The following is a 14,070-nucleotide window of genomic DNA, read 5'->3' as shown; positions in this document are numbered from 1 at the left end:
TCTTAGGAGATGAGCAAGGTCACGACGCGATTCACGCTCTCAGGCACTTGGAATGAGAGGGGCCCTGGAGGATCGTCGCATGGAGATGTACGAGGACGAGTCCGACTTCTGACGCTCGTCCTTCGACGGCGCTCACCGTAGCTTCGAGCTCTTGCCGACGACGTTGCTGGGCGGGTCGTCAGCATCGATCCGGACATGATCGTCGTCATGCCCCGGCTCCTCGAAGACCCACCCGGCCGCTGGCCCCCTGCCTGATCACCTGCACGAAGAGGTGCGTGCGTGATGCCGCCGGGACTGATGCCGTCACCTCGCAGGCACGCATGCCATCACATTGCCTGTGACGCATGCGGGTGCTTCCGACCGAAGCCCAGCGAGCGCGACGGCCGGCAAACCGCCCCGACGGTAATGATGGCGCCTACCGTACGACGCAGCCGGCCCGATACACGCCGCGGGCACAGACGGTTCGCGGAGGCGCGACAGGCCGGCGCGTGACCACCGCCCCCCGTGGACCGGCGCAGCCGGCGCGATAGACGCCGCGCGCGCATGTCGCCGCGCTCGCTTCCGTGGTCGCGGTGGCGAAATACGCCCCGAGGAAACCTCCCAGGAGGGCGAGGCTGATCAGGAACCGCTTCATAGTGCAATCTCCGGTTAAGAGAGCCGAGTCACTCGGCTGGGGCTGGCGGCGTCACTCCCGTGACGAGCGCCGAGGGTTCTTCGCTGAGCCAGCGATAGAGGATGCCGCCGAGTGCGCCGCCGATAAGCGGCGCGACCCAGAACAGCCAGAGCTGCGCGAGCGCCCAGCCGCCCACGAACAGCGCCGGACCGGTGCTGCGGGCCGGGTTCACGGAGGTGTTGGTGATCGGGATGCCCACGAGGTGGATGAGCGTGAGCGCGAGCCCAATGGCGATCGGCGCAAAGCCCACCGGTGCCTTGCCGTGGGTGGCGCCCATGATGATGAACAGGAACATCATGGTGAGCACCACCTCGGCCAGGAAGCCGGAGAGCAGACTGTACTGGCCTGGCGAATGCGCGCCGTAGCCGTTCGCCGCAAAGCCCTTGGCGAGGTCGAAGCCCGGCGCGCCGCGGGCGATCAGATAGAGCACCGTCGCGGCGACGACTGCTCCGATCACCTGCGCGACGATGTAGGGCAGAATGTCCTGCTTCGGGAAGCGGCCGCCCGCCGCCAGTCCAACAGTGACGGCCGGGTTGAGATGGCAGCCCGAGATGTGGCCGATCGCATAGGCCATGGTCAGCACCGTGAGCCCGAAGGCCAGCGCGACCCCGAGCAGGCCAATGCCGACCTCCGGGAAGGCGGCGGCGATCACCGCGCTGCCGCAGCCCGCAAAAGTCAGCCAGAAGGTGCCGATCGCCTCGGCGGCGCATTTGTGAATGTTGTGGCTGTTGTGAAGGTCCATGGGCAGCTCCTTGCAATCGCCCGAGGCGATGGCTCGTGTTCAGGAGCGACGTCGGCAGAGGTGCCGATCAAGACAGGCTCGTCGGGAGCCTAGTGGAACGCAGGGACGCTTGCTTCCAGGAGTCCGGCCCCGACACGCGGTCTGGATGGCTGGCGATCCGCACGGGAGCGGAACGGCGTGGACGTCCTGGCTTCATTTGGCGGAGCCTTCTGCGGCCCGCAGAATCACTATAGCCGCGCTGCGAGGGTGCGCTTGATTGGAAAGGACAATCCCTTGACAGTTTGGGCCGTCGCCTCACTCCTCATGGTCATCGGCCCGCCAGGCGGTTGGGGTTTGGGCCCGACCAGCGCCGGAAGGCGCGGGTGAAGGCACTGGTTTCCGAATAGCCCAGCGCCGCCGTGATCTGACCGAGCGGCACCTCGGTGTCCTCCAGGAGCTGGCGCGCGATCTCGGGCTGGTAGACCTCGTAGCTGAACAGCGCCATATCGCCTTCGACCAACAGGGATGGCACCGCGCCGCGGTCCTGATGCTCAGGTTCGACGCCGACCACGGATGAGTCGAAACCCGGTTCCTGGCCGCTGACTGCCAAGACCTCGCGGGCGGCGGGCGGCTCCGGCCTGGGTCATGGCCAGGATCGACAGGATGACGGCGATCGCAAGCGGCGTGGTGATCAGGATCAATCCCAGCATGGCTCTTGCTCTCTCGATGTGACGGACACTGTCTGCCCGGGCTATCCGAGGCGGGCGGCCACGACCCGTCCGATCGGTTCCACGGCGGGTTGCGCGATGATCCCCCGGCGTCTAGGGCGCCACGACGTCGGCAGCGGACTGTCCCAATCCTTCGACGTGGGACCCGAACGTTTGTCGCGTCTGCGGGTCGACGATCGTCAATGGGGCCGATACCGCCAGGCCCGCCGCCGTTCCCACAGCGGTGGCCGCGCCCGCGGTCGCCTGGATGATGCGCTCGCCCAGTCCGACCCGGGAATCCGTCACCGTCTGCCCCTCGGCCAGGCGCTTCCCGATGAGCTGGACCACCTCGGGGCTCTCGGCGAACTTGCCGTGGTTGAGCGGGTCGCCGGCCTTCAGCTTAGTGAGATCGAGAACCGTGATGTCCGCCCGTTCGAGCTGCGTCCGGTAGGGCTCCTGATCGGGATTGATGGCGCCAAGCCGCGCCGCGCTGCCCCACACCCGCCGGGAGACCGCCAGCGCACGGTCGTCCTGCGACACGAACAGGGTGAAGGCGGGGCGGTTCGCCTTCGGCCCCATGTCGAGGATCGCCTCGCGGGCGAGGTCGACGTCCACGTCGGGTGCCGCGAGGAGGACGTTGCGGATCTTCGGCGCGACCCGGCCATCCCGGATGGCCATCTGGCGCAGGGTCTCGAGGGCCAGCGAGTTGCCCATGGAGTGCGCCAGGATCGAGATCTCGCCGACGGCCGGATCGCGCGAGATCGCCTTCAGCAGGCTCTCCAGGCCATTGCGGGAATAGGCCGTGCTCTCGCGGTCGTAGCCATAGGCCAGCACGCTGCCGCGTGAGGGCCAAGTGAACAGGATCGGCACGACCCGGGCCTCGGAGTCGTGTACGACCTGGGCGAAGCGGAAGACCGCGTCATCGAAGCGATTATTGAAGCCGTGGATGAAGACGAGCACCTGCCGCCTGGGGGCAGTGCGCAGGGTGCGGTGGAACCAGGCAAGCGCCCGCTCCCGGTCGATCACGTCGGCCTTGAGCGTCACGAAGTCCGTGGCCGGGTTGCCGGGCACCTGCCGCGGCCACTGCACCTCGCCGATCTGCCGCGCACTTGCGGGCGGAATCGAGACCGTGATGTTGGCGAAGGCTGCGGCCGGGCCCCGATCTCCCGAGAACAGTTCCGTCGGGTCGGCCCGCTTGCGCGTGGTGGCGACCAGCATGTCAACTTGGCTGGCACCGGGCACCGATCTGCTCACGGGCACCAACACGCCGTGCAGGCTGGCACACGCCCCGAGGGGCAGGACGACCGCCAGGATCGGCAGCAACCGAAGAACCGAGCCGGGCAAGGATCCTGTCCGAGCGCCGCGGCCATCCGGGCGGGCCGGACTCCATCCGCGACCTCGCCGGACGCCCGTCCACGGAAGCGTGCAGGGGCTCGCCATGTAGGTCTCTCGCGAGGCAGGCATGCGGATCAGGGGAGTTGGATGCGAACTGCGTCGGCCCCGGTCGCGAGCATCAGGCCCTGGCGCTTCGTTTTCAGCCGGAGGATCACGCCCTTGTCGTTCTGAAGCCAGAGCCGCCCGTCGCCGCGGTTCGCCAGCGCCCACCCGAGGCGTACCTGCCCATAGATGCCCTCGAGATCTGAGACTCGGGCCAGCTGATAGACCTCGCCGGTAGCACTCAGTTTCGATGCCCCGATTCCCCCGACGCCGAGGCCGTTGATCGTAAATGGGTATGTGCGCCCGTGAAAGACGAGCTTCCCGGTCCCGACCGCCGCGCTGCCGATGAAGGCGAACTGCGCTTGGTCGATGGAAACCCTTGCTACTGGCCGCGGCGCGGCGGACGTTTGCGCACTGGCCGGCGATGCTAGCGTCACCGCCGTTCCGGCGATCAGGAGGGCTTGGCAGGCCGCAATGCAGGCTTGGCGGAGTCGGTGCATCGGCACCTCCTTCGGGAGCGGATCCAGAGATGGGGACCGGACAGGGGGAGTCCTTGCCCAGACGGCGATCGACCACGAGCCAACCGGCGGCCCGCTCCATCGCGAGCCTTGGCTGCCGCCGTCGTGGGCTCACCCTAACCCGACCGGAGCACCACGCTTGACCGAACAGGACGTTCCCTTGATCTTTTGTGACATCCACCTGATCGGGCGTGTCCCCGCGTGGCTCCCGGCCCGCCGGGCGTTGGTTCCCACGGGGCCGGCTGGTGGAGAGACGTGGAGGAGGAAGTGAGCGCGCGAACGACCTCCACCGGGGCAACCGCCGATGCGGCAGGCGCCTGGATCACGGTGGCCCTGCTGATCCTGTTCATGCTCATCAACTTTGCCGACCGGGCGGTGCTCGGGCTCGCCGCCGTCCCGATCATGCAGGAACTCGGGTTGAACCATTCGGAGTTCGGCCTGATCGGGGCGAGCTTCTTCACCTTCTTCTCGCTCGGCGCGGTGGTCGTCGGGTTCCTGGTGAACCGTGTTTCCACCCGATGGGTCCTGGCCGCCCTGGCGCTGTCCTGGTCCCTTTGCCAACTTCCCCTCCTGCTGCCGCTCTCGGTCGCCGTGCTGGTCGTCAACAGGGTTGCCCTCGGCCTCAGCGAGGGCCCGGCCTATCCGGTCGCGCTGCATGCCGCCTACAAATGGTTCCCGGGCGAGCGTCGGGCCATGCCGACGAGCCTCATCGCCGTGGGCGCCCTGGCCGGCAACGGAATCGCAGCGCCGGTGATCGTCTACGTGATCGCCACCTGGTCGTGGCATGCCGCGTTCGCGCTTCTCGGCGCGGCCGGCCTCGCCTGGTGCGCTGCATGGCTGGCGGTGTCTCGCGAAGGCCCTCTCGCAGCCAGCGGGTCGGTCTCCGAGGGACCCGAGGCGCACCCGTCCTACCGCCGGCTGCTCGGCTGCCGAACGATCATCGGTGTCCAAACCGTCGGCTTCTCCGCCTACTGGCTCATGACCCTTGCCATCGTCTGGCTGCCGGCTTTCCTGACCGGAGCCTTCGGTTACACACCGATCCAGGCGGGCTGGATCGTCATGCTTGTGTCGTTGGCCCAGGTCGTGCTCCTGCCTGCCGTGAGCGCCCTCTCCGAACACCTGCAGCGACGCGGCGCTCCGGGCCGGCTCGCATGCGGCTGGATCGGCGCCGCCTGCGCCCTCGCCGCGGCGCTGTTGACGATCCTGTTGTCGCAGACCACTGCCTCGGTTGCGGCCATTGCGTGCACCCTCCTCGCATTCTCGCTCGGCAACGTCATGTTCGTGCTCGGACCCGTGCTGATCGCCGAGGTCACGCCGGTCGAGCAGCGCGGTGCGACCCTCGGCGTCAGCAACGCCGTCACGACGCTGGCCGGCCCGCTCGCGCCGACGGTCATGGGAGTGATGGTCGACGCGAGCGCCACCCCTGCGGACGGGTTCCGCACCGCCTTTATGATCGCTGGCTTCCTCGTCGCCTCGGGAGCGCTTGCGGGCTTCCTGCTCATCGATCCGGAGCGTGATCGGGCCAAATTCGTGCGAAAGCCGGGAAGTGAAGCGTCGCCCGGCATGGTTCGCTTTCACTAGCGATCAGCCGCACCAGCGCACGCACCTTCGTGGCCAAAACCGCCAGGCCCGTACACAATTGACCGGCATCGTCGACGCGCTCGCCATCGCCTTGCAGCTGGTGGCAGCTGACCTCCTGCGAAACCTGCCCATCGCAGCCCTGGCCGTCACCATCAGGCCGTTCGGATGGGCGACTTCAGGCGGATCTCCTGCATCCGGGGGAGTTACGGGTGCCCGTTTGCCTGCTTCGCCGGTTTGGCCGTGCTGCCATTCCGGAGATTGGCTTGGCAATCGTGATAGCCGTTATCGGGTCCCTGTGGGACGGCTGGCGCCCTGCTCTGCCGTCATGAGCCATCCGGCTGTCCCGAACTGGCAAGCCATCGTCGCAAACGGTCAAGCGGCGGCGCCGCATCGGTCTATGATGAGCGTCGAGGAGTTTCCATCCTGGCCGACGTGCCTATCATCCCACACGGGAACGACCGATCCGATACGGAACCAAGAGGAGTCGTCATGCCTCGATTCTTCTTTCACGTCAGGGGTCCCTGCCGGAGCCTGAGCCGCGACACGCTGGGTCTCGATTTCCCCGATGTGGAGACGGCCTATCTTGAGGTGTTCCACGCTGCCCAGGATCTCGGAGGTGAGTTCGTGGCGCGGGGCCAGAACCCGCGAGATTATGCCATCGAGGTCGTGAACGCCTCGGACGAATTGGTTTTCGACCTGCCCTTTCTTGAAGTCCTTGACCGTCAGGCTGGGCAGCCGCCGCTTCCCCGCTCCAAGGTCGACAGGACGGCCAGGGGGCACGGAAACGGGACGGTGCAGCCATAAGCCGTCCCGGCATGCGCAACTCGTCCCTGAGAACCTGCGCCGATTGCAGGACTCATAGAAGTCCCTCGGCCATGGTCTGCTGGTTGGGAACAGGCGTTCCGGCCCGTCCGAAGGGCGCTTCTGCGAGTTGCATGGCTCTTCCGCGAAATCCGGGCTGCGCCCGGGCAGGGCAAGCCTGAGGCACGTCACTCATCGCAGGCTTCCCGCCAGGCGGTTGGGGTTTGGCCCGACCAGCGCCGGAAGGCGCGCGTGAAGGCGCTGGCCTCCGAATAGCCGAGCGCCGCCGCGATCTGGCCGAGCGGCACCTCGGTGTCCTCCAGGAGCTGGCGCGCGATCTCGAAGCGAACCTCGTTGGCGAGCGCCCGGTAGCCCATGCCGCTGTCCTTCAGGTGGCGGGTCAGGGTCCGGCGGTGCATCTTCAGCAGCTCGGCAATGGCCTCCGCCGAGCAGCGGTTGCGCGTCAGCCGCGTGCGCAGCAGCCGCCGGATGTGGTCCGCGAGCTCGGAGGCCGGCGGGGCTGTCAGGTGCTGGATGCGCTCCGCGAGCATCGCCCGTAGCACCGGATCGGCGCCGCTGACCCGGTGCTCCAGGTCGCGGGCCGGGAACACCAGGGCGGCGACCTCCTGATCGAAGCGCACCGGCGCCCGAAAGTGGCGCCGATACGGCTCGGTGTCCATGGGGGCGACCCGCGGCAGCAGCACCTCGGTTGGGCTCCAGTCGGCGCCGCACAGGGCCCGCAGGGCGTTGGCCGCGACCGCGATGGAGCCGTCCGCGATCTGGTCGGTGCTCTCGACCTCGGGCTGGTAGACCTCGTAGCTGAACAACGCCGTGTCGCCTGTGACGGCCAGCCCCGGCACCGCGCCGCGGTTCTGGATGCTCAGGTTCGAGACGAGGGCGCGCAAGGCGTCGCCGACCGTGACGGAGTGCAGCATCAGGCGCCCGACGAGGCCGAGCGACAGGATCGAGGCGCGCTGGCCAACCAGCAGCCCGAGATGCGGGCAGCGGGTGTGCGCGACGCCGAGCGTCAGCAGCCGCCCCAGGGCCGCGAACGGGATCGTGTTCGCGCCGTCCTCGAACAGGGCCGGATCGAGCCCGGCGGCGCGGAGCACCGGATCGGGCTCGCAGCCGAGCTCGTGCAGGACCGGAACGATCTCCTTGGCGACCCCGAGATGAATGGAGCCGGGCGGCAGCGTCCGGCCCGGGCGCTCTTGGATGGTCGGTCGAGCTGGCGTCTGAACCCATTGGCCAACGCCCGTCGACGGAGCCTCGCTGGTGTCGTCCATCGTCATGGCCTCGCAGAGGTCCGGAGATGATCGTGCCCCGGCACGGCCGGCGTCAGCGGACACAAGGGCTTCAGCCCGCCCAGATTAACATGGGCTAAGGCACGATTGGGGCCAATTCAGGGAGTTTGCTTCCCTGCGTCTGGGAGCCTTTCCCAGCACATTCGCCGTCACGGCGGTCCCGGCTACGGACTCGTGACGCTGCTCGTTCCTGCTGGCGCTCCGGTGGCATCGAGGATCAGCCCGGAGCAAGACGCTGACCGTGGATGTTCGCTTGGTCCGCCCTGACGGGCGGACTCCTTCGGAAACGCAACGGATACCCTGTCTCTCACCGGAGCGGGGGAGCGTAGAGGATGCCTCCCATGCTCCAGAGTTGATTCAGGCCACGCGGAATGCTGAGTCGCGACCTGACGCCGAGATTGCGCTCATAAATCTCGGAATAGTTACCTGCAGCACGGACGGCGCGCAGGGCCCAGGCGTCCTCCAACCCCAGCATCTTGCCGAGCCCACCTTCTGCGCCCACGAAGCGCCGCACGTCAGGCTTGCGGGACGCCATCGCTTCCGTCGCATTCTGGGACGATATACCGAGTTCTTCCGCATTCACGAGCGCGAAGTTCACCCACTTCACGATATTGAACCAGGCGAAGTCGTCGGCGCGCGTCACCGGCCCGAGCGGCTCCTTCGAAATCACGTCCGGGAGAATGACGGCATCACCTGGACGAGGAAGCTTAGAGCGCACTGCGTAGAGCGCGGAGAGATCTCTCGTCAGGACGTTGCACCGACCGGATTGGAATCCGTCAAAAGCTTCCGTGCTGCTCGGAAAGGCATGCTCCTCGAAAGTCATCGCATTGGCGCGGAAGAAGTCGGCCAGACTGAGTTGGGTCGTCGTGCCGCTCTCGACGCACACCTTGGCGCGGTCGAGTTCGAGCGCGGAGGTGACGTTGAGATCGCGCATGACCATGAAGCCTTGGCCGTCGTGATAGGTGATGCCCGCGAAGGCCAGGCCGAGGCCCGCCTCCCGTTCCAGGGTCCATGTCGAGTTCCGGGACAGCAGATCGATGCGGCCGGCGCGCAGTGCGTTGAACCTCTCGCTGGCGGAGAGCGGCACGAACATCACCTTCGCAGGGTCGTCGAAGATGGCTCCTGCGACTGCTCGGCAGAAATCGACGTCGAAACCGGACCACTCACCTTGACTGTCCCGCACCGAGAACCCGAACAAGCCCTCACTGACGCCACATTGCAGGACGCCGCGCTGCTTTACGGCCTCGAGGGTTCCGGCCGTAACGGGCAGCGCGAAGGCGCAGAGCAGGGCCGCCGCAATTCCGGCGGAGATGCAACGGGCATGAGCTTTGGCCACATTCAGCATGGTTCCCGATCTCCGCATACGATGGCGATCCCCGGTTCCATGCCGGGGGAGGCTTGCCGCTCACAGACTGGCGCCATGGCGAACCACAACCTTGGTGCCGACCGGCACGCGCTCGTAGAGATCGATGATGTCGCCGTTCGCCAAGCGGAAACAGCCGGATGAGATGGCGTGGCCGATCGTCTCCGGCTGGTTTGTGCCGTGGATGCGAAAGACCGTCGAGCCGAGATAGAGGGCGCGTGCCCCCATCGGATTTCCGGGGCCGCCAGCCATGAAGCGGGGGAGATAGGGCTGGCGTGCGATCATCTCCGGCGGAGGACGCCAGTCCGGCCACTCGGCCTTGCGGCTGACCCGCACCAGTCCGGCCCATTGGAAGCCTTCGCGTCCGACACCGATGCCGTAGCGCAGAGCACGATTGTTGCCCTGGACCACGTAGACGAACCGCTCCGAGGTGTGGATGATCAAAGTGCCGGGCGGCTCGTTGGACCGAAAGAAAACGACCTGCCGAGCATAGGGCCCTTCGCTGATGACGGCTTCTTCGGTCGAGATGCGCCCGGGCTCGTCACCGATATCGAGGGCGTCCTCGGTTGCGGGCGTGGCTCCCGCCTGAGCCGCCGCTGGGTCGGGATGGCAAGCTGCGAGCCAAAACCCGGCCGCGATGGCGAGCGCTCTCCAGGTTGATGCCTGATCCTTGGTCGCCGGCAAATTCGATAGCATAGGGTCCTCCACAGGTCGGGCTTCGACCGTCAGGCGCCGCAGCGCACATAGACGAACGTGCCGTATCTTCGGTTCGCGTCCGGATCGACGAAGCGCATGATCAAGATATTGTCCGTGGCTGACAGGATCTCACGGTCCTGCGGATCGCCCGGAGGCGCTTCGAAGCCGAGATAGGTCTTGCCTGCAGCATCGCCCTTCAGCCTGAGCTCGTAGAGCTTCGGATCGTCGGCGACATGCATCATGACCCCGTCGGTCGGCCCCTTTGCGATCGTATAGGGAAGGCTGCACTGGGCCTTTGCTTCGCGCTCCGTTCTCTTCCGGTCCTTGTCGTCGTGAAACGAAGCGACGCCCCATCGCCCGATCAACCGCTCTCTCTCGAAGGCGGCGGGAGCCGCGATGCCGGCGGAAGGAGGTGCCTCTCCGAGCGTGGGAGCGCAGCCCGTGGCTGCCAGGACCAGGATGCTCGCGACCGCGGGCCCGAGGTGAGGCCGTGGAGGATGCACTGCATTCCGGAGTTTTCCTGCCGACGGCAAGGCTCGCCACAGGCCTTCCGCTCCTCCCGCGTACTCTTCGGTGATCGGCGATTCAAGCGGCACGTCCTGCTCCCGTATTCGTGACCCCGAAATTAACATCACCTCAATGGCAATGAGGGTTGGCCGGCATCTTTCCGGCGGTTTCTGCAAGCATCACGACGTCCATTCCCGGACGTGGATCCAAGTATCCACGTCCGCGGAGGTGAACATCGGGGCGGCTGCCTTGGCCACAGTGCCGCATGCCGTCACCGCTCGCAAGGCCGTTGCGAGGTGTTCTCTTCTATGCCTGTTCCCCTTATCGTGCTTGGCGCTGGTTTCGATCGGAAACGGAAACATTATGAGGCGCTCGCCTCGGTGCTTGACACTTCGGGACAATCGCTTGGCAATCTGGGACAGGCGTGTGCCGCCTGCCGGCGAGCGCAATCGCAGGCAGGGCCGCACGAAACCGTATCCGACTGCTCATTGCTTCCAGAGCGCCAACTCGCATACACCTTGAAGGGCTCCCTCGGTCTACGGCTTGGCCCGTGACTGCCGTGAGAGAGCGGTTCTGGGCCGGGACGGCCATCTGGACGTGATTGCGATTGACAAGACCAACCCGCATTCAGCCTGACAAGATCGCTCGCATGATCAGCGCCGACGATGCCGGGCTGGTGATGCTGGTCGGCGTCCAGTCGAACCAGTGATCATGCACCGAGCAGGCTACGGAGCGTCGGATCTCGGGAGCTCCGGATTGCAGCAGACAGACGATCGCTCACCTCTACTTTTCGAGCGCGCACGGTCTGGGCCCCCGCCAATCTGGCGGAAGCTGCGGCTCTCTCTCGGAGCATGCGCGTGTATATCAGCCATGACACTTCCATCGCGTGGAGCTCCCAATCGAAGGTGGGATTCTTGTGCGGAATGCTCGCGGTTACCGATCCACCGAAGAGTGCTGCGGCCTGGGCAGCTTGGGCGCGCACGCTACGAGTCGTATCCTCGACCGATTGCGCGACACCCGTGGCGATACGCGGAAGACGAGCCTTCGGCCCACCGTTTTCCAGAAGGCTCCTCACATTCAAGATGCCAGCGCCAAACCGTCCTGGATCGCAGACAGTGTGCGGGTCCGCTGTTCTTTGAGCAATAGCCCTGAAGCGATCCTGGAGTGTCTCTTGCTTCCGGAGCGACTTGATCAGTTCATCTCGTCCGTAATGAGCCAGCCATGCGGCTGCAGCGCCAGCTGAAAGCGCAACCGCGAACGACGTGCCTTGTCCTAAGCCGACGTTCACTAGGCTGCCGCCGGCTGCAGAAGCACGCTGAACGAACTCTGCGGGCGCACTCCAGTCGACCTCAGGGCCGCTGCAACTTCCGCGCCAGGCTGCGTCCTCGTGGGTCGTGCCTGCGACGGCAATGCATTCCGGGAGAGCCGCCGGGTGGACGACGAAACCGACGCAATTTCCTGCTGCCGCCATGACGAGTATGTTGTCATCGATGGCGCGCGCGATGGCCCTCTGGAGAGCGCGAGAATAGAGTCCCCCGAGGCTCATCGTGATGATATGTGCGTCCGGCTGGCGCCTGGCATGATCGACGGCCATCGCAACCGACGTTAGATCGAGCTGCGCAACGAACATGACGCATCGCACCGGAACCAGCGTCGCTGCGGGTGCGGCGCCGACCATGGCATTTGCTTCCCGACTTACGACAACACTGGCCGTCCCCGTTCCGTGCCCGGACGACCAACCGTAATCCGCAGGATCGATCGGCAATGGATCCTGGTCAATGATGTCGGCAGCACGGCTGAGATCGATACTCGAATTCTCGAGCTCTCGGTGGAGTCTCAGGGTTCCATTGGCATCATAATGCCCGACCACTCCAGTATCGGGCTGAAACACGGAGATTCCAGCTCCTTTTGCAGGACGTCCTTGCGCGGAGGAATATGCCCATGCCTCGGGAGCCTTGATGCGCTTCGTCGCCCAATGCGGATCGAGATCAGCCGCATCCTCTTCCGGAGTCCAGCAAGTCCCGCTGATATCGTCTACCGATCGTATCCCGATCTTGTGGTTCGGCTCTTCCGGATAAAACGTTGACGGGATGGCAGGCTCGGAAGTGTGGAGATCGAATCGTTGGGCAAGATCATAGGCGAAGTCGAATGGTGGATAGGGAAGATCGGCGACAGTCACCCCGGGAAAGAGAATCAAGGCCCAGTTCTGATCTCCATCGAACAGGTCGATTGCCTTCGCAACAACCTGATGGATGTTTTCGATTTCACGCTCGATCTTTTCACGATCCAGCCTATGCTTTCCCTCAACGGCAATGGCAAATGTCGTTGGCGGAAGATCACTGCGCTTTTGAATACTGCCCCTGATCCGGGCTGAAATGTTTCGCTCGCTCTGCGCCTCACGCATCACCCTGACGGTCTCGCCCAGACGTGTCATTAGTCCCGCTCCGCTCGCCGCTGCAGCGCTGTGGAAGGCGCACAGACAGACAACCTCGCTAGCACCTAACTATACCATTATCGGGACATAACCTTGAGAGCAAACGTAATAGTAAGGACAAGAGTGATCGTAATGTGCCGCATCGGAGGACCGCTGCCGTCTGGGCGTTTACTGGAATCTAGGAAATATTCGTCTTAACGTGGTCCGACGCGGAGGTTGTGCGATATGCAAGATCACAACTGTCGCGGTCGTAGTGCCATACAGAGAGAAACAGCGGGAAGGGCGACCTTATATTGCACCCGGACGCGCATTCAGGAGAGCCCGATCTCAGACTTCCTGAGGCTATCCGAATTAACCGATATGGTCGCTTTGGTGATAGATCAATCCGATTGAGGTTTCTGGGCCACAGTTGCCGATGGCGGCAGGACCAGGATTCTGCTGACGTACTTCGTTACCTCGTTCCATTGTGGGACTGCTCCCGAAAGCGCCATCATTTGTAAGTGCCGGCTGGCGTAGGCATTCCCAAGGTGCGGCGCAGGCCTGTCCCGAATTGCCAAGCCACCGTCTCAAAGTGTCAAGCACGCGGAGGAGCCTTCGCGTAATGTCTCGTCATTCTGGACGAAGGCAGACCCAAGAGGAGATAAGAGGGAACAGCGATATGAAGCAGAAGAGACTTCTCGCGGCGGTCTTGGTCATGGCAGGTTTCGGCGCGCAGGCTCAGACGGCAGTCCCATTGTCCAGCTACGCGGACGCGGATGGCTGGATCGATGTCCAGAAGCTTACTTGCGCGCAGCTTGCAGGAACCTACCAGGAAGACGCCGACATGCTGACGACCTGGTACAGCGGCTGGTACAACGGTCTCGCCAAGAAGCACATGTTCAACGTCAAGCGCGGCAAGGACCTCGAGCACGAGATCATCACCTACTGCAAGGAGAACCAGAGCAAGAAGGTGATTCAGGCAATCGACATCGTCTTCAAGGATACGAGATCGAAACGCGGCATAACCGTGAAGTAACGGAAGCCATCCGGATCGAACGGCGTCGCGGCGCATGACAATGCCTGGTCTGATTTGGCGAATGGAACATGCTGCGACAGCTTCTCATGGGTGGCATCGTCAGTCTCGGCAACATTGCCATCCATGCCGTGGTGATGACGACGGTCGTGGCTACCGCCCGCCGCGCCGGAAAGTGGGAGCACCGACGCCCTCAGGTGTGGCTCACCGCTGTCATGGTCGCAACCGTCGGGGTCCTGCTGGTTGCGCACGTTGCCGAGGTGATCACATGGTCGCTGACCTATGCGATCCTGGATGTCGCTCCTCCGGACAGGAT

13 protein-coding genes and 1 pseudogene are annotated in these 14,070 nt (G+C 64.9%); 4 read left to right on the top strand and 10 right to left on the bottom strand.

All coding sequences use genetic code 11. The features are described 5' to 3' along the window. Positions 1 to 415 precede the first annotated feature (415 nt). The 5 genes from BN1233_RS23310 to BN1233_RS23290 form a co-directional block, all read right to left on the bottom strand. On the bottom strand, positions 416 to 634 hold the full coding sequence (locus tag BN1233_RS23310) for a hypothetical protein (RefSeq protein WP_046866003.1): 219 nt from the start codon (positions 632 to 634) through the stop codon (positions 416 to 418). Between the two features lie 28 nt (positions 635 to 662). Beyond that, on the bottom strand, positions 663 to 1,415 hold the full coding sequence (gene aqpZ, locus BN1233_RS23305) for an aquaporin Z (RefSeq protein WP_046866002.1): 753 nt from the start codon (positions 1,413 to 1,415) through the stop codon (positions 663 to 665). A 307-nt stretch (positions 1,416 to 1,722) separates the two neighbouring features. Beyond that, entirely contained in the window at positions 1,723 to 2,004 is a 282-nt protein-coding gene (locus BN1233_RS49825) for a helix-turn-helix domain-containing protein (RefSeq protein ID WP_046866001.1), read from the bottom strand. A gap of 211 nt (positions 2,005 to 2,215) precedes the next feature. Continuing rightward, the gene (locus tag BN1233_RS23295; RefSeq protein ID WP_046866181.1) at positions 2,216 to 3,445 is read right to left on the bottom strand and encodes an alpha/beta hydrolase; all 1,230 of its coding nucleotides are present in this window, start codon (positions 3,443 to 3,445) and stop codon (positions 2,216 to 2,218) included. A 125-nt stretch (positions 3,446 to 3,570) separates the two neighbouring features. Continuing rightward, positions 3,571 to 4,038, bottom strand: a complete 468-nt coding sequence (locus tag BN1233_RS23290; protein ID WP_048708385.1) for a hypothetical protein — start codon at positions 4,036 to 4,038, stop codon at positions 3,571 to 3,573. Between the two features lie 285 nt (positions 4,039 to 4,323). Between BN1233_RS23290 and BN1233_RS23285 the strand changes: the two genes are divergently transcribed. Further along, positions 4,324 to 5,637: an MFS transporter gene (locus tag BN1233_RS23285; RefSeq protein ID WP_147707459.1), complete on the top strand. Its 1,314-nt coding sequence runs from the start codon at positions 4,324 to 4,326 to the stop codon at positions 5,635 to 5,637. A gap of 489 nt (positions 5,638 to 6,126) precedes the next feature. After that, on the top strand, positions 6,127 to 6,441 hold the full coding sequence (locus BN1233_RS23280) for a DUF6894 family protein (RefSeq protein ID WP_048708383.1): 315 nt from the start codon (positions 6,127 to 6,129) through the stop codon (positions 6,439 to 6,441). A gap of 185 nt (positions 6,442 to 6,626) precedes the next feature. Here the strand turns inward: BN1233_RS23280 and BN1233_RS23275 are convergent, their stop codons facing one another. From BN1233_RS23275 to BN1233_RS23250, 5 genes are all read right to left on the bottom strand, one after another. After that, positions 6,627 to 7,724: an AraC family transcriptional regulator gene (locus BN1233_RS23275; protein ID WP_147707457.1), complete on the bottom strand. Its 1,098-nt coding sequence runs from the start codon at positions 7,722 to 7,724 to the stop codon at positions 6,627 to 6,629. 325 nt (positions 7,725 to 8,049) lie between these two features. Beyond that, positions 8,050 to 9,087, bottom strand: coding sequence for an amino acid ABC transporter substrate-binding protein (locus BN1233_RS23270; protein WP_052763893.1), 1,038 nt, complete (start codon positions 9,085 to 9,087; stop codon positions 8,050 to 8,052). 60 nt (positions 9,088 to 9,147) lie between these two features. Continuing rightward, the gene (locus tag BN1233_RS23265; protein ID WP_082145609.1) at positions 9,148 to 9,801 is read right to left on the bottom strand and encodes a L,D-transpeptidase; all 654 of its coding nucleotides are present in this window, start codon (positions 9,799 to 9,801) and stop codon (positions 9,148 to 9,150) included. Positions 9,802 to 9,830: 29 nt separating this feature from the next. Continuing rightward, positions 9,831 to 10,397, bottom strand: a complete 567-nt coding sequence (locus tag BN1233_RS23260) for a hypothetical protein (RefSeq protein WP_244470762.1) — start codon at positions 10,395 to 10,397, stop codon at positions 9,831 to 9,833. 620 nt (positions 10,398 to 11,017) lie between these two features. Then, positions 11,018 to 12,742 carry a S8 family peptidase gene (locus BN1233_RS23250; protein WP_046865998.1) on the bottom strand — a complete coding sequence of 575 codons (1,725 nt, stop codon included), beginning with the start codon at positions 12,740 to 12,742 and terminating at the stop codon, positions 11,018 to 11,020. Between the two features lie 658 nt (positions 12,743 to 13,400). On the opposite strand from BN1233_RS23250, the gene BN1233_RS23245 reads away from it, so the two are divergent. Together BN1233_RS23245 and BN1233_RS48515 are read left to right on the top strand one after the other, a co-directional pair. After that, positions 13,401 to 13,757 carry an HdeA/HdeB family chaperone gene (locus BN1233_RS23245; RefSeq protein WP_046865997.1) on the top strand — a complete coding sequence of 119 codons (357 nt, stop codon included), beginning with the start codon at positions 13,401 to 13,403 and terminating at the stop codon, positions 13,755 to 13,757. A 68-nt stretch (positions 13,758 to 13,825) separates the two neighbouring features. Next, positions 13,826 to 14,070, top strand: a pseudogene (locus BN1233_RS48515) (two pore domain potassium channel family protein); the annotation flags it as partial.

Origin of the sequence: Microvirga massiliensis (assembly GCF_001006805.1) — a bacterium.
GTDB lineage: Bacteria > Pseudomonadota > Alphaproteobacteria > Rhizobiales > Beijerinckiaceae > Microvirga > Microvirga massiliensis.
This window is presented reverse-complemented; position numbering and strand designations above follow the sequence as displayed.